A 14,580-nucleotide genomic window follows, 5' to 3' on the forward strand; every position below is an offset into this window, starting at 1 on the left:
TGTTCGGGAAACCGGGCACTACGGGTCACACACGTCGGGGAGACGGAATTGCGCTCTAGCTGGTCCTTAGAGTCGCGGCGCTTTCGTCTCTAGCGGCCATAGCGCATGTGGTCTGCTCGCGCAGAATGCCTGTTCGCCAGCCTGCCACGCCCTTCAACTCGTTTGACCCTGGGCACGATGCCGCATGTCACAGGTGATGCAATGGTCCGAGTGGCGCAGGTCGGCGGGCGTGCCTGTCGATCAGCCGGCCTCGCGATCACTTTCCGTCGTTCAGTCTGTATCTGCTCCTGCGACGGGCCAGTCGTCCGATTGCTCTTGTTCCTCGCCGGGCCCCGATGCACGATGACCAAATACTGCGTCGACGGCTCGCTTGGTGCGCTCGGCGCTGTCCTCGACGAGGTGGGTGTAGGTGCGCAGGGTGAAGCCGGGGTCGGCGTGACCGAGGTACTCACTGAGGGCCTTGATCGATTCACCTTCATGGAGCGCTGTGCTGGCGTAGAAGTGCCGGAGAGCGTGGCTGCCGTTCTCGCGTGTCACCGGCACGCCTGCTCGCTTCAGCGCCGGCTTCCAGATGAAGGTGTTGATGTAGTTCCGGCCCAGCGCCTTCTTCTCGCGGCTGTAAAGGAGCAACGAGAAGGTCATGGGCTTCCCATCCGTCCTGTCCCACGGGAGAGTCACCTCGATCGGCGGATAGGCGGTCATGTGCGAGTTGATCGCCTCCAGGACCGCATCGGGAAGCGGCACGTCGCGCACCTTCCGTCCCTTCGGCAGACCGAACATCTGCTTGTTGCCGACGAGCTTCACCTGGCGCCGAACGTGCACCTCGCCACGCTCGATGTCGATGTCCTGGGGAGAGAGGCCGAAGATCTCGCCCTGTCGCATCCCGAGTCCGGCACCGAGCCAGACCATGAGCTGATAGCGCGCCGGCAACTCGTCACGGACGGCGAGCACCCGATCCCGGGTCCAGGGCACGACCTTGTGGTGCCCGCGCCTCGGACGGCGAACGGAGCGTGCTCGACACGGGTTGGCGACGATCAAGGAGTCGTCGACCGCAGCTGTGAAGACCGTCGACACATTCGCGAAGATGATCTGTCGATAGGACGGCGCGAGATCCGTGAGGGTGCGAAGCCAGCCTTGGATCGTCGACGGCTGGATATCGTTCAGGTTCCGGTTCCCGAGCACCGGAAATGCGTGCAGTCGGAACCGCAGCTCGACGGCGACGTGGGTTCCTTCATCGAACGTCTGGGCTGCGAGCCACTTCCGGGCGTAGGTCTCGAACAAGATCTTTCCCGCGTCGGGGTCGACGTACTGTCCCCGCACGAGATCGGCTGACACTGTGGCGGCGAAGCGGTCTGCGTCGACCTTGCGTTTGAAGCTCTTGTTGCGCTCCTTGCCATCCGGACCACGCCAGCGGACGCGGTACGACCTGAGGACCTGGCCGTTCTTGCCCCGACGCTCACGCCTTTCAACGTGGGCCATGGCGATCCGCCAGATGTTCATCGAGCTAGTCGTGCCCACAGTCGCCGCAGCGAGCGCGGGCAAAGCCATGGGCAAAGATGCCGCACTCAAGATACTTGGCAAACGCTTTGCGCACGAAGGGCTTGGGGGTGTGGTGGTCGCCCTGGCCGTCGAACTGACCCGCGCTGGCCAACTCTAGCCAGGTCTCGTAGTGCTCGGCTACCGTTTGGTAGAGCAGCGTGCGTTCGGGGTGGCGTGGGTTGTAGAGCTTGGGCTTGGAAGTGGCTGACATGAATACTGTACAAATGCAAGGGGTATCTATTTAGCTCCAGCAGCCCCATTGATACTGTGATTTCATCCAGCAATGGTATCCGATTGGCTCTCCCCGGTGTTCTTGCTCACGACATCCCCATACGTCACTGGCGGCGTAACCACCGCTTGCTGCAGCAAGCGGTAAAACAGCATCCCGCGTGAGCTGGATGTGCGCCGGTTGAAACGGAACACGAATTCATCGAGATAGGCGTCCAGGTGGTCTGGCTGTACAGAGCCATGATGTGTTCCCAGCACCCAGCGCTGTACCAGTGAGGCGACCCGGTGCACTCCCGCCATGGAGACATGGGCAGGTACGCCTGAGCCGAGCATGACGGTGCGCTGGTGGGTGTAACCCAGTTCTCCCAGAGCGCGGTATGCCGCCGAACCATCCGTGCGTACCTGGGCTCCAGGCTCGACCACCTCCTGCACAAAGGGGATTACGTGGGTGGCGGCGTCTCGGTCAATGCGGCGTAACCGCAGACCCCTATTCATCCTGGCGGCTCTGTTGCAAACATGGGGCACGGCCGCGCGGCGTCACCCAGTTGGGGGATTAGGCAGCATTGGCGAAATGCTTATTGAGCATAATCATGGTTTCGGTCAGGGCCGAGGGTCCAATTCCGAATGCTCTTTCAACCAGGCGCACCTCCCCCATGATACCTGGCTGCAGGCACCATGCCTGGGCCTGTCCTTTGCGTAGGGCGCGCATGACCTCGAAGCCCTTGATCGTGGCGTAGGCCGTTGGCATCGACTTGAAGCCACGTACCGGCTTGATCAGCATCTTCAGCTTGCCGTGGTCGGCCTCGAGCACGTTGTTCAGATATTTCACCTGCCGGTGCTCGGTTTCCGCCGCCAGTTTGCCTTCGCGTTTCAGCTCAGCGATTGCTGCGCCGTAGCTGGGTGCCTTGTCGGTATTGAGTTTGGCCGGCTTTTCCCAGTCCTTCAGGCCACGAAGAGCTTTGCCCAGAAAGCGCTTCGCCGCTTTGGCGCTGCGTGTCGATGACAGATAGAAATCAATCGTGTCGCCCCGTTTGTCGACCGCCCGGTACAGGTAGGTCCATTTGCCCCGCACCTTTACGTAGGTCTCATCCAGACGCCAGCTCGGATCAAAGCCGCGCCGCCAGAACCAGCGGAGACGCTTCTCCATCTCCGGCGCGTAGCGCTGCACCCAGCGATAGATCGTCGTATGATCGACATCGATCCCACGCTCGGACAGCATTTCCTCGAGATCACGGTAGCTGATGCCGTATCGACAATACCAGCGCACCGCCCATAGGATGACCTCGCCGGTAAAATGCCGTCCTTTGAAATCGTTCATCGCAACTGACCTTGACAGTACATGAGCCCAATCTTGGAAACCGTGTCAGAGTTTGCAACAGAGCCGGCCGGACAACCTGCCGGCGCAACACAAAATAATCTACAAGAGTAACGGCGGTGATCCCGACGAACGCCAAGGCAGTGTATGTGACGACACTCATGACATGCTCCAAGACCCAGCGCGTGAAAAATGTGGCGACTATCGAAGGCGCAAGCATGATGCTTACCACTATGGTCCAGGGCAAACGCGCGAAGCCTGCGATCTGTCGGGCGGATACCGATGCAATGTACACCAGGAGCGCCATGACGGCCATGTTGGCCGTCAGGACAACCAAGGTAATGATCGTCCCCCACAAAGGGCCGGCGAGTTGCCTGATCCAGACGACCGGATCAGGGCTTCCCATCCCCACCGCTGCAAGGCCTGCGACAGTTGCACCGAAAACTCCGCCAACCAGCGTCAAGCCGACCATCGCCCCGCTTAGTACGTGTTTGCGCTTAACAACCAGACGCGACAACCCACCCATAAATGGCCACCACGCAAGCGATGTGGCGACCCCGAATTCGACGGCGTAGGCCAGACCCACAGCCGGTTCCCGCGAGAAGACGTGATTGGGGTCGGCCCTTCTCAGCCAGAGCTCCGACAGGTCGAACCGCTCGGATAACAAGAAGAGAAGTGCACCCGCAAGGAACAGCAGTGACGGCCCAACGATGTTGTTGACCCGCTCGAGGAAGCTCGGGCCTGCCCTTACAAGCGCTCCGCAGCACAGGACGGCTATAAGCGCCCATGCGCCGCTCGGAACTTCGGCAATTCCCGCGGATGTTAGCAGCGGCGTCGACGCGCTTATCGTTGCATAGCCCTCTGCTATCATGGCCATGATCACGGTCGCCCAACCGAGCGCTGCGAGCAGGAGGCCCACTAAAGGCAATGCTGACCCTCGAAGTCCGAATGCGGCTTTGCTGGAATCGATCGATTCGACGCCATACCTGAACGGAACAATCCCCGACGCCAGCAATACCGGCACAAATCCGATTATCAGGCCGGCCGCATAGCCGAGGCTTCCCAAACCTGCGCTTCCGGTAAATGGCAGCATACCGCCAATGAGAAATATCCATATGGCAGATCCAAACGTGACACACGTCCGGATATACCCCCAAAACGACGTGAAGACGCGCTCGCCGGGCAGGATCGGCAAGCGACCATCTACTCCGGCAGATTCACCAATGCTCGGGCTGCGTGTTTTGCTCATTTGATCGCTCACACAAAAACCAGGAGCGCGCCGCTCCATATCAATGCGCCGAAGGCCAGCCAGAGAGCGCTTTCGACCAGAATTGGTCTGACCGGCCCGGAGTTGTCGGCATCCATTGCTGCTGGCGAGGCCAGCAAGTTCAGGCGCCGCGCAAGCTCATGATCGATAGGATGAGAAAACTCCCCAGCCCTGCAGTTCGAGGCTTCTTCGGTCAAAGTCGCATCCTCCCGGATCCGCAACATGCCCAGAATGCTTCACTTACGTAGGTTTGATCCGGCCAATCCGAACAACGCTATGCGATAGAATCGTCCGAGATTGCGGCCTGATCGCACCTTCCCTCCGGGTTTCCGATTGCAGAGGAAATCTACAAGCTTCGGGCATCATGCCGGCAAGGGAGGAATGGATGACTGGTTTTGGATCAGAGGTTGAACGTTTCTTGAATACGTTCAACGTTGGCGATTTCGATGGAATGCTGGCGACCTTCTCAGAGAATGGGGTCTACATCGATCCGCATGGAGTCGAGCACCACGGCCCGAACGCCATCTCCGCAGCACTTGGACCGATTTTCCAGGGCGCGCTGGGCGCAGTCCATTATAAGATTACGGCGACACTGCTCGATGAGGCTCAGGCCCGCGCTCTCGTTACATGGACTTTGGTAATGACGTCAGCCGAAGGTAACCAGACCGCCTTAGATGGCCTGGATATCCTGGAATATCGAGATGGAAAGCTCGCAACCAAGAATGCCTTCTGTAAGGCGGCCGACCTGGCAATCCGACCGCATTCGTAGCTTGGGTTTCCCACCGACGCGAACTGGCTGAATGCGACTTGCTGCTACCTGACCGGCATATGGCCGCTCCTCACCTTCTCAAGAGCCTCGATGTGAATGATCGGGGCAACCGTAAAGACTGGAAGGGTAATAGAGATGAGCGTCGATTTTTCGGGCAAAGTGGCAATCGTAACAGGCGCCGGCAATGGTCTTGGTCGCTCGCACGCACTTGCATTGGCAGACCGCGGCGCGCGTGTAGTCGTAAACGATCTGGGCAGGATGAACGGCACGTCACTGCGCTCCGAAGCTGCTGAGGAAGTTGTGGACCTGATCCGCTCACGTGGCGGTGAAGCAATCGCAAACGCCGCCAACGTTGCTGATGAAGAACAGGTAACGGGCATGGCTGCTGCGGCGATGGACGCCTGGGGTAGGGTGGACATTCTCATCAACAACGCAGGGCTTTTGCGTGATCGCTCCTTTGCAAAACTGACCCCGGAGGACCTTCGTCTGGTGATCGAGGTGCATCTCGTCGGAACAGCTCTGTGCTCCCAGGCGGTTTGGGAGATCATGCGGACCCAGAGCTATGGCCGGATCATCATGACATCATCGTCTTCCGGCCTTTATGGCAACTTCGGACAGGCCAACTACGGTGCGGCAAAGACGGGCGTCGTCGGGCTGATGAATGTCCTCACGCTCGAGGGAGCCAAATATGGCATCAAGGTGAACACCATCGCACCGACCGCCGGTACGCAGATGGTTGAAGGCCTTGTTCCTGATGCTGCCTTTGATTTGATGACAGTCGAAAGCGTGACCGCTGGCGTTCTGGCGTTGGCGTCTGATGATGCGCCTTCTCGTGTCATCCTCTGCGCGGGAGCGGGGGGATATGCGGCAACGAGGATCTATGAAACCGAGGGCGTCTATCTGCCGCCGGAGCAGCAGACGCCGGAAATGGTTCTGGCAAACCTCGACAAGATTCTCGACCCGGTCGGCCAGAAGGAACTGACCCAAGGATTCGACCAGACTCGCAAGTTCGTTTCCAAGGCTGCGGCCGATCGGGGAATCGATCTCAGCAACGTATTCTGATCGAATTTGTCATCGTAACCATTCTGGCAGAGGTACACCGTGGCAAGAGACATAACGCGCGCCGAACTGGCGGGGCTGATAGACCAACATCTTGGAAAATCGGACTGGCGCCTCATCGACCAGTCGATGATCGAACAATTTGCGGATCTTACTGATGATCGGCAATGGATCCACGTCGATACTGCGCGGGCCGCACGTGAAGTGGGTGGCACAATTGCGCATGGCTTCCTGACGATGGCAATGTTGTCTGCGCTCCAGGCCGAGGTCTGGCGGATGCCTGAGGCCACGCGAGCTATCAATTATGGCTTCAATAAGATTCGCTTTGTCAATGTCGTCCGCCCCGGTCAGAGAATCCGGCTCTCCGAAACGTTGAGAACGGTCGAAACTCGGGAGAATTCCGTCATTCTGACCCGCGACATTGAAATTGAAATCGAAGGGGAGGAGCGACCGGCGCTCGTCGGGCAGTGGCTTGCCCTCTTCGCATTTGATTGAAGGGTGATGTTGCGATCCGGCATTGCTGCGCGAATTTGGCCGGATCTCATCTGTTGCTTTGGTTCCGGCTCTTTCATGAACAGGCTGTTGACGGGCCCACCTGATGTGGCGTAGCTCCGGATTTTCGGGGTGGTAACCGTGAACCAGGGAGTAAGAGAATGAAACAACACCGCAATGTGAACCGCTGGCTCAGGGGCGCCGCCTTTTTCGCCATCGTTACGGCAACCGCAGGCCCCGCCTTCGCTCAGTCTGAGGCGCCTCAAGAAGACGAGGCGTTCGGCGAGATCACCGTCACGGCGCAGCGCCGCGAACAAAGGCTTCAGGATGTGGGCGTTTCGGTCACTGCGCTCGGTAGCGAAGACCTTCGTTCGCAGGGCGTCGTCGACAGCAAGGACATCGCCAGAATCGCTCCGGGCGTCGTATTTGACTCGACGGCCGGTGGCGGAATCAATGCCAACCTGACCGTTCGCGGTGTTTCCCAGTCTGACTTCTCGTCAAATCAGGAATCGCCGAATTCCATCTATGTCGACGAAGTCTATCTCTCGTCGCCCAACGCCGCAGCCTTCACCTTCTATGACCTCGACCGGGTAGAAGTTCTGCGCGGCCCTCAGGGCACGCTTTTCGGCCGCGCTTCGTCTGGTGGTCTCGCCAGCTTCATCTCCAAGCGCCCAAGCGATAGCTTCGAGGGGTACCTCGAAGCGGGATACGGACGCTTCAACTCCGCCTATCTCGAAGGTGCCGTCAGCGGACCGTTGAGCGACACTGTCCGGGCCCGTCTCTCTGGTCGCGCTTCGCGCGCTGATGGCTGGTTCCAGAACACGCTTGCCGGCAACAAGGATACCTTCGAAGATCGCTTCTGGGGCCTGCGGGGCCAGATCGAAGCAGACCTGACCCCCGATTTCGAGGCACGTGTGGTCGTCAGCTTTGATAAGACCCCAAGAAGCCGCCAGGGCGTGTACAAACCCGAGAATTTCTACCTTGACGGATCGGGGCAGCCTGCTCCGCTTCCGGCCAATGTCGATGCCTACGGCACCGGGCCTGGCAACGACTTCAATGGCTATCGGGACACCAATCCCGACGGTCAATCTGGCGCATTCAACGATTTTGGATTCCTCACCAATCAGCGCTTCATGTCGAGCTTGTACCTGACTTACAGCGGTGACGGTTACACGGTTTCGTCGATCTCGAACTTCACCAACTTCAGGTTCGACTATAACGAAGACTGCGATGGCACGCCAGTTGACTACTGCCAATTTCCGTTTGGCCAAAAGCTTGATCAGTACTCGCAGGAGCTTCGTATCAACGGCGAAGCTGGCAATCTGAACTATACTGCTGGCGCTTACTATTTGAACATCAAGCAGACCGGCTTCATCAACTTTCTCTTCCCGGCGCTTGCCGGTTCGGACTTTTCCTTCGATTCCTCCAACACTTTTGCGCAGAAACTTGAATCCTATGCGTTGTTCGGACAGCTGGAATATGCTCTCAGCGACAAGCTGAGTGCAACCGTGGGTATTCGCTGGACTCACGACAACAAGCGTATCACCTCGCAAACCGTGTTCAACGAGCTTGGCAACGGGTATTCCGGCGGTACGGGCACTGTCGTCTATACGCCGCCTTTGCTGGCCTACGATTTTTCGCCAGCGGCTGTCGGAGCGCTTGCGCGTCACAGCGCAGACCTCTGGTCCGGCAAGTTCCAGCTCGACTACAAGCCTGTCGATGATGTCCTGCTTTATGCCAGCGTCTCCCGCGGTGCCAAGGGCCCCGGATTCAATACCAATGTGGGCGGCGCATTGCTAATCTCCGAGACGCCCTTCGGAAGCGAAAATCTCTGGGCTTATGAAGGGGGCTTCAAGACCCGTATCCTCGACCGCCGCGTCACGTTCAACGGGTCGATCTTCTACTATGACTACAACGACTTCCAGGGTTTCGCCTTCAGCGGGCTTCAGGGGCTGATAGCCAATTACGATGCACGGTTCTACGGCGGCGAAGTTGAACTTGCTGCTCGCTTGCCGGGTGACTTCGAGGCCAAGCTCGGCGCCGCCTATCTGAAGAGCAAGGTCTTTGATGTGCCCACCATTTACAGCGGGTTGCAAGATCAGGAAAGCATCATGGCCCCTCGCTGGACCGTAAGCGGCAATCTGAGCAAGGACTTCGACGTTGGCTCCGGCACGCTGAACTTCAACTGGTCGTTTGACTATATTAGTGATCGCTATGCATCGATCGACAACAGCGAAGCCACCAAGATCGAAGGTTCGTTCGTGCATAATGCGCGCGTGACGTACAAGCTTCCGGACAATGGCCTCGAATTTGCTGCCTTCGTGAACAACATCAGCAATGTCGATCGCGAGAATTTCGCCTACGACTTACTCGCAACCACCGGCTCGGTCATCAAGAGCTATGCCAAGCCGCGCTGGTGGGGGATCTCGGTGCGCAAGGAGTTCTGAATCGCGGCAGAACCCATGCATCGCGAGGTGCAAACAGAGTGGACCAGGACGGCGGCGCGCCAGCATCCTGCTGGCGCGCCGTTGGCTTGAACTGCGGGCGATTTCGCTGGCATTCGCGGTTGATCGGCGCTCGGAAACTTAGTGTCACGATCGATGAAATACCATTAGCGAGAGTTCTCAGTGCATTACAAGAAACCCCTCCCTGCATGATCATCAAAGAGCTCAGCTGACCGCACATATCCCAGCAACACTTCAACCTTCTTGTGCCGCGACACTTCCTGCATCTTGGCGATGGTCGCCCCGGCGCGCGAGGCCTCAGTGAGGAACCCGGCGCGCAGCGAATGCCCCCCGACGCTCGCCGGATCGAGCCCCACCCTCGCCGCATACTTCTGGATCAGCCGCGCCACCGAGCGGTCCGACATCGCGCTTTCGACCACCCGTCCCTGCGGGTCGATCTGCCAGAACAGCGGTCCTGGCGCACTCCCCCGCACCGCCAACCAGGCTTGGAGCCGCGCCACGGGCTTGAGCACCTTTCCCGAGGGCACCGCGATCACATGCCTTTCGCCGTCCTGGTCGGTCTTGGAATGCCGGATCGTCAGGCGCAGCCCCTCGTCAACAAATTCCACATCGTGCAAGGTCAGCCCAACCAGCTCCGAGCGCCGCAGCGCCGCGGCCAACCCCAGCGCGAGCACCGCCCGGTCGCGGATCGAACGGGTGCCCTCGCCGTCGGCTGACGCAATCATCGCCGCCAAGTCCTTCGCCGTTACCACCGCCTTCTTTCGCGACGGTCTTGCGCGCTGTTCCCGGCGGATGCCCGCGAGCGTGTCGGCAATCAGCATGTGTTCGTCGCGCAAATTTGGCGCCACAAGTCCCTCCTGACGGTGATTCCACCCGATCGCCGCGAGATGGCGGCCGATGGTGTTGTCGGCCTTACCCGCCATGGCCAGCGCCGCAAGAAACGTCGCCACCGCCTCGGGCCGGGCCGGCAAGGGGTCAAGGTTCCGCTCCCAGCACCAACTCTCGAACTGCCTCCAGTCACTTAGGTAAGCGCGGATGGTGTTGGCGGCCTTGGCCTGGGCGCGGTAGGATCGGGCCGCCGCGATCTCGTCCTGCAACAGGGGGGCGACGACGGTCGAGGATGCTGCTGCGACGGGGTTCAATGCGACCCGGGCCTCGCCAGCGGTGGCATCCTCGCTTCCATCCTCCATTTCCCGGCCTTCCCCGCATCGAACCGGCCCGTCCGTAGCGCAAATTCCACTGTCCGTGAAGAGCCCTTATCGGACAGTGAATGCACCGTACAAGCTGAGTATACTTTTTTGGCGTATCATATATTCTTTTGACCATGGATCGCGCCCCTCCCCCATGGCAGATCACCCTCGCCCGCATCGAGGGCGCGCTGCCGTTCCTGTCCGCCGAGGTCGCCGACGGCCTGGCGCGCGCCTCGCTGCGTCGGCTGTGGCGCATCCATGTCCGCGATTTTCCTCAAGAAAACCAAGGCCCCGAGCACAATCCAGGACTTGAGGCGGCCGAACTGACCCGCTCGTGGTATGCGGCCGAACGGCAGGACTTCCTGTCGTGGATCGCCCGGCGCGGCCCCCCTCCCCTCGCCCGCGCCGCCCGGCTAACGCTCGCCGCGAAGGACGCGCCCGAGAGCTTCACCAGCACCTTCGCTCCCGCCGACCGGGCGCTCGAACGGCTCGATGCCCTGCTCCCGGCGCGCGGGTCCCTCGCCGCGCTTGCCGAATGGGTCCGCCAGCTGCGCGAGGACGAAGTCGAATTTCTCGAAGGCGGCAGCGAGGAGGTGGTGATCGAGGGCCGCGTGTTCCAGCGGTTCGCGCCGCGCGGGAGTGCCTGGGCCGCCTCGCTGGCCGCCGCGATGCGCCCGCACCTGTTCGGACTGGGAGCGGCGCCGCTGGCGCTTGCCGGGCTCACCCCGCGGGTTCTGTTCCGCGCCGAACCCGAACGCCCCCTCCTCGCCCTGCTGGCAAACGCGATCGGCGTTGCGGCAGCTGACGTGGCAACGGACCTCGCCGCCGTCACGGCCATGGTTGCGCGCGGCGAGGAACGCCTCGCGGGCCTCTACGCCTCGTCGCAGGCGCCGGCGATGTGGCAACTGATTGGCGGACTGGGGCCCCTCACCCGCGCCGAACTGGCCCGCGCGCTCGGCGTGACCCGCCGTACCGCTTCACAGGCCGCTATGGCGCTCGAGAAAGCCGATCTGGCGACGCTGCGACCGGGAGACCATGCCCTGGCCCCAAAGGCGCTCATAGAGGCTCCTGAGGCCTCCTACGGCGCCAACGCGACCTCGCGGTAGGGGACGCCGATCCGTTTGGGCGCAGACGCCGGGCGGCGCAGCAACTGGCGGGCAAAGCGCGCGGCTTCAGCCGCGCAGGCGAACGAGACCACCCTCCCCTGCCCTTTGGTCCCGATCCGCCCCCAGGCGAATTTGACGATCGACGCGCCGAAAAGATCCTGGACAACGCCCCCAAAAGGTCAGGACGTCAGGATAGCCTCAATGGCCTTCAAGACCTCAGCTGGCGAAGCGCCGCTACGCGCAGGCACCTTGAAGGTATATCCGCTCCTCGAAGAATGGGCATAGCGCAAGATCACTTTGCCAGCGGCGCCCTTAACGTCGATGTCGCCGCCAGCAGGTTTTGCAGGGGCGACAGTTGCCCGAATAAGACGCTTTGCGACTTCCGGAGCGGGCATAGCCGTTCCCAGATCGTCGCGCTCAGCAACAATGGCCCTGCTCTCTGCGACCATCAAATCCAGGGTGCGCTTTTCTGAAGTGAGTGGCTTGATGTCTCTTGCGATGCGGACCGTGATGCCATGCGTGTCAGGAAAGGCGTTCACGATCTCGGCCGGCAACCGCGCCACATCGAGCAGGCGGCTGAGCCATGAGCGCGAAATCTTCAGATGCTCTGCCATTTCACTCTGGTTGGAATCGTAGAACTCCTCCAGCGCCCGTGAATATTCCTTTGCCCGCTCCCAGTCTGAGATATCTTTGCGCGACCGGTTTTCGATGTCCGAAACCCTGAACGCTTCCTCGTCCGAAACGTTTTGGATCGTGACGAGGTATTCATATTCCGGGTGATGATGCTCGCGCAGCCACTGAACGGTCCACCATCGCCTTACGCCCGCGATAATTTCGAAGTCGTAGTCTGGGTCATCCTTGAGGCGGCGCACGATCGCGGGAATGCGCTGCTTCTTAGCGGAGAGGAATGCGTCAATGAGATCGCGGCAACTCTCTTCGTTCAAGTGGTCCAAATCGCGGTTATGCAGACGCCAGGGACGACAGCGCGATGGGTCGACCCACTCGGTGCGATCCGTGACGACTTTACCGGCGGCAATTCTCGCAAGGCTCTGGCTACGACTCGCCATAATGCTTTCCGATGGCGCAGGGCTGCCGACGTCGATCTCGTCGTCGAGCCCCTCTGTCAAACTGCTGCCGAAGCCTCGGTTACCCTTTGCCATCGCCTACTCCAAACCTTTCAAATCACACTTGGCGGCCACTTGTTGCCACGTGGCAACAAGCCCTGCCCGCGCCTCGATTTCACCCTGAATCTTGGCACGTTGCCACGTGGCAACATCCCTCGCTCAGCCAATAAAATCTCACCCTATCGCACCAATCGAATTTCTCAAAAAATGAGCTATATTGTTGTAGTTTAACTGTTTTATATCTTTGTTGCCACGTGGCAACGGTCCTAGGCCGCCTCCCCTGCCCTGCTCGCCCAGGACCGAATGACATCCGCCTCGATTTCTCTGCAAACGTCGCTCAAATGCTTCATGCACCGGTTGTGAACCTCATGGGACGTCACCGGTCGATCAAGTTCAAAGACCGTCTTCATGCGCGAGCTGGCATTGTCGATTTCGGCGCTGGTCTTGAGGACAGAAGTCGCCATCGAGCCACCGAAGACCTGCCGCATCATCGAGAGAATTTCGCGGTGCATGGACTTGCTTTCATCCACCCTGCTGCCAACGAGGCGGATAAAGTTGTAGGCCGGCTTCACCCGTTTCGCGAGCTGCTCGAGCTGCTTCATCGTTGTGCGCGCCATGTCGATAAACGACACGGTCGATGCGAAGTCGATGACGCTCGGCGGCACAGGAATTACCATCGCATTAGCCGCCTGCAGCACTGCCATCGAAACCATGCCAAGCGCCGGAGGCGGATCCATGATGACGATGTCGTAGTCATCGACGACCGTATCGATGGCTTCGGCGATCATGTCGATGATGTCGAAGTTCTGATTTTGTGCCAGATAGCCCGCGATCTCGTATTCTAGATTGTAGAGCTTGAGATTGGCGGGGATCAGGTCGAGCCCGAAAAAGTGCGTCTTCCGGATGATCGAACGAACGCCCAACAGTTCAGGATTATGGAAGTGGCCGTAGAGGGTATCATCCTCGGTCAGATCGACATCCGGCCGATAGCCAAACATCATCGTCGAACTGGCTTGGCTGTCGCAGTCGATGAACAGCACCCTGTAGCCATGAATCGCAAAGTGCTGCGCGAGGTGCAGGGCCACGGTCGACTTACCTACGCCCCCTTTGAAGTTCGAGACGGAGATGACCGCCGGGGTGTCCGTCGGAGCGCGCCAAGGGCGAGTTCCAAATACGGCACGCATATGATCCAGTTCTTCCAATGAGTACTGGACCCGGTGGCCAGAAGCGGTTCGGTCGCGCTGGGGGAGGCGACCATCACGCTCAGCTTCGCGAATTGCAGACGCGGTTCGCCCCACAAGGGAGGCCGCCTTCGAAATGGAATACGACGGGCCAACCTTTTGCCCGGTCTCCGGATCGAGCGCACCGTCACGAATACGCTTCAGGATGGTTAGGGCCTTGCGGTGCAGATTGCCAAGGCCGTCTTCCAGGAGTTCATCGGGTTGTGCATCGAGCGCTGCGTCGGTAGCCATGATCACCGCTTTGTGAGATTGAGGGGGCCAATTAGCACTCTTGGCAGTTTTGAGCAAACTTCGGCCACCAACCTTACAAATTGACCGATGATCTCCGTGCCCTTTCGCGAATCTGGTGCCGGCTCGACGCAGCTCGTTGTGGTTCAGACCGATGATGTCGGGTCCAGGGAGGGGAGCCAGCAGGTGACATCCCGACAGTCAGCTCGGCGCCCTGCCGTCCGAATTGATCCGGCTGTGGACAATCACCGATGATCTCGGTGCAAGCCGATGAATTCAGTGCGTTTCCCCGATGATCTCGGTTCCCTTTGGACCGATGATCTCGGAGCCCATACCTACTAAAGGAATCTCCTAGAAAAACCGATTCGCGAATCGCTTTTTTCAAAATTGAGATTGGATTTGGTTTCGCCTCGCCAAACCGCTCCGAGATCATCGGCCAACTTGGAGGTTTTAGGCCCGGAAACCCGTCGAAACTGCCAATGGCCTTGCTTTCGAAGCTCAAACCTGTTGTTTAACGACCAACCCGAGGCTCCAATGAGTCGGGAAGGGACGGTTCA

General features: G+C 59.7%; 12 protein-coding genes and 3 pseudogenes. 5 read left to right on the forward strand and 10 right to left on the reverse strand.

Features of this window, described 5'->3' with window-relative positions; genetic code table 11:
• Positions 1–270: 270 nt before the first annotated feature.
• The 6 genes and pseudogenes from AC3WLM_RS21685 to AC3WLM_RS21710 all read right to left on the reverse strand — a co-directional run bounded on the left by AC3WLM_RS21685 (position 271) and on the right by AC3WLM_RS21710 (position 4,546).
• Positions 271–1,548: a tyrosine-type recombinase/integrase gene (locus tag AC3WLM_RS21685; protein ID WP_492478744.1), complete on the reverse strand. Its 1,278-nt coding sequence runs from the start codon at positions 1,546–1,548 to the stop codon at positions 271–273.
• Positions 1,508–1,750 (reverse strand): annotated as a pseudogene (locus AC3WLM_RS21690) (IS91 family transposase); the annotation flags it as partial. The gene AC3WLM_RS21685 and the pseudogene AC3WLM_RS21690, both read right to left, overlap by 41 nt.
• A gap of 62 nt (positions 1,751–1,812) precedes the next feature.
• A pseudogene (locus AC3WLM_RS21695) lies at positions 1,813–2,250 on the reverse strand (IS1595-like element ISCsp2 family transposase); the annotation flags it as partial.
• A gap of 70 nt (positions 2,251–2,320) precedes the next feature.
• Positions 2,321–3,085 (reverse strand): IS6 family transposase, encoded by a 765-nt coding sequence (locus AC3WLM_RS21700; protein ID WP_006949122.1) that lies wholly within the window; start codon positions 3,083–3,085, stop codon positions 2,321–2,323.
• The gene (locus tag AC3WLM_RS21705) at positions 2,997–4,331 is read right to left on the reverse strand and encodes a cytosine permease (RefSeq protein WP_492478745.1); all 1,335 of its coding nucleotides are present in this window, start codon (positions 4,329–4,331) and stop codon (positions 2,997–2,999) included. Before AC3WLM_RS21705 ends, AC3WLM_RS21700 begins: the two co-directional genes overlap by 89 nt.
• Positions 4,332–4,339: 8 nt before the next feature.
• Positions 4,340–4,546, reverse strand: a complete 207-nt coding sequence (locus tag AC3WLM_RS21710) for a hypothetical protein (RefSeq protein WP_492478746.1) — start codon at positions 4,544–4,546, stop codon at positions 4,340–4,342.
• Positions 4,547–4,734: 188 nt separating this feature from the next.
• Between AC3WLM_RS21710 and AC3WLM_RS21715 the strand changes: the two genes are divergently transcribed.
• The 4 genes from AC3WLM_RS21715 to AC3WLM_RS21730 all read left to right on the forward strand — a co-directional run bounded on the left by AC3WLM_RS21715 (position 4,735) and on the right by AC3WLM_RS21730 (position 9,116).
• Complete coding sequence (locus tag AC3WLM_RS21715; protein ID WP_492478747.1) at positions 4,735–5,118, forward strand: nuclear transport factor 2 family protein; 384 nt, start codon at positions 4,735–4,737, stop codon at positions 5,116–5,118.
• A gap of 135 nt (positions 5,119–5,253) precedes the next feature.
• Complete coding sequence (locus AC3WLM_RS21720; protein WP_492478748.1) at positions 5,254–6,180, forward strand: SDR family NAD(P)-dependent oxidoreductase; 927 nt, start codon at positions 5,254–5,256, stop codon at positions 6,178–6,180.
• A 39-nt stretch (positions 6,181–6,219) separates the two neighbouring features.
• A complete protein-coding gene (locus tag AC3WLM_RS21725; RefSeq protein WP_492478749.1) occupies positions 6,220–6,672 on the forward strand; it encodes a MaoC family dehydratase in 453 nt (150 codons plus the stop codon).
• A gap of 158 nt (positions 6,673–6,830) precedes the next feature.
• Positions 6,831–9,116, forward strand: a complete 2,286-nt coding sequence (locus AC3WLM_RS21730; RefSeq protein WP_492478750.1) for a TonB-dependent receptor — start codon at positions 6,831–6,833, stop codon at positions 9,114–9,116.
• Positions 9,117–9,301: 185 nt separating this feature from the next.
• On the opposite strand, the gene AC3WLM_RS21735 is transcribed toward AC3WLM_RS21730, so the two are convergent.
• Positions 9,302–10,324, reverse strand: a complete 1,023-nt coding sequence (locus tag AC3WLM_RS21735; RefSeq protein WP_492478751.1) for a site-specific integrase — start codon at positions 10,322–10,324, stop codon at positions 9,302–9,304.
• A gap of 134 nt (positions 10,325–10,458) precedes the next feature.
• On the opposite strand from AC3WLM_RS21735, the gene AC3WLM_RS21740 reads away from it, so the two are divergent.
• The gene (locus tag AC3WLM_RS21740) at positions 10,459–11,430 is read left to right on the forward strand and encodes a hypothetical protein (RefSeq protein ID WP_492478752.1); all 972 of its coding nucleotides are present in this window, start codon (positions 10,459–10,461) and stop codon (positions 11,428–11,430) included.
• On the opposite strand, the pseudogene AC3WLM_RS21745 reads toward AC3WLM_RS21740, so the two are convergent.
• The 3 genes and pseudogenes from AC3WLM_RS21745 to AC3WLM_RS21755 form a co-directional block, all read right to left on the reverse strand.
• Positions 11,403–11,582: pseudogene (locus AC3WLM_RS21745) on the reverse strand (WGR domain-containing protein); the annotation flags it as partial. The gene AC3WLM_RS21740 and the pseudogene AC3WLM_RS21745 overlap by 28 nt on opposite strands.
• A 27-nt stretch (positions 11,583–11,609) precedes the next feature.
• Positions 11,610–12,590: a ParB/RepB/Spo0J family partition protein gene (locus AC3WLM_RS21750; RefSeq protein WP_492478753.1), complete on the reverse strand. Its 981-nt coding sequence runs from the start codon at positions 12,588–12,590 to the stop codon at positions 11,610–11,612.
• 230 nt (positions 12,591–12,820) lie between these two features.
• The gene (locus AC3WLM_RS21755) at positions 12,821–14,026 is read right to left on the reverse strand and encodes an AAA family ATPase (protein WP_492478754.1); all 1,206 of its coding nucleotides are present in this window, start codon (positions 14,024–14,026) and stop codon (positions 12,821–12,823) included.
• Between the last annotated feature and the right edge of the window lie 554 nt (positions 14,027–14,580).

Source organism: Novosphingobium sp. FW305-C-30-35 (genome assembly GCF_058783135.1).

Excerpts from the sequence above, each read along its gene's own strand:
- AC3WLM_RS21685 (WP_492478744.1), bottom strand. The coding sequence starts at position 1,548 with ATGGCTTTGCCCGCGCTCGCTGCGGCGACTGTGGGCACGACTAGCTCG.
- AC3WLM_RS21700 (WP_006949122.1), bottom strand. The coding sequence starts at position 3,085 with ATGAACGATTTCAAAGGACGGCATTTTACCGGCGAGGTCATCCTATGG.
- AC3WLM_RS21705 (WP_492478745.1), bottom strand. The coding sequence starts at position 4,331 with ATGAGCAAAACACGCAGCCCGAGCATTGGTGAATCTGCCGGAGTAGAT.
- AC3WLM_RS21715 (WP_492478747.1), top strand. The coding sequence starts at position 4,735 with ATGACTGGTTTTGGATCAGAGGTTGAACGTTTCTTGAATACGTTCAAC.
- AC3WLM_RS21720 (WP_492478748.1), top strand. The coding sequence starts at position 5,254 with ATGAGCGTCGATTTTTCGGGCAAAGTGGCAATCGTAACAGGCGCCGGC.
- AC3WLM_RS21730 (WP_492478750.1), top strand. The coding sequence starts at position 6,831 with ATGAAACAACACCGCAATGTGAACCGCTGGCTCAGGGGCGCCGCCTTT.
- AC3WLM_RS21735 (WP_492478751.1), bottom strand. The coding sequence starts at position 10,324 with ATGGAGGATGGAAGCGAGGATGCCACCGCTGGCGAGGCCCGGGTCGCA.
- AC3WLM_RS21740 (WP_492478752.1), top strand. The coding sequence starts at position 10,459 with ATGGATCGCGCCCCTCCCCCATGGCAGATCACCCTCGCCCGCATCGAG.
- AC3WLM_RS21750 (WP_492478753.1), bottom strand. The coding sequence starts at position 12,590 with ATGGCAAAGGGTAACCGAGGCTTCGGCAGCAGTTTGACAGAGGGGCTC.
- AC3WLM_RS21755 (WP_492478754.1), bottom strand. The coding sequence starts at position 14,026 with ATGGCTACCGACGCAGCGCTCGATGCACAACCCGATGAACTCCTGGAA.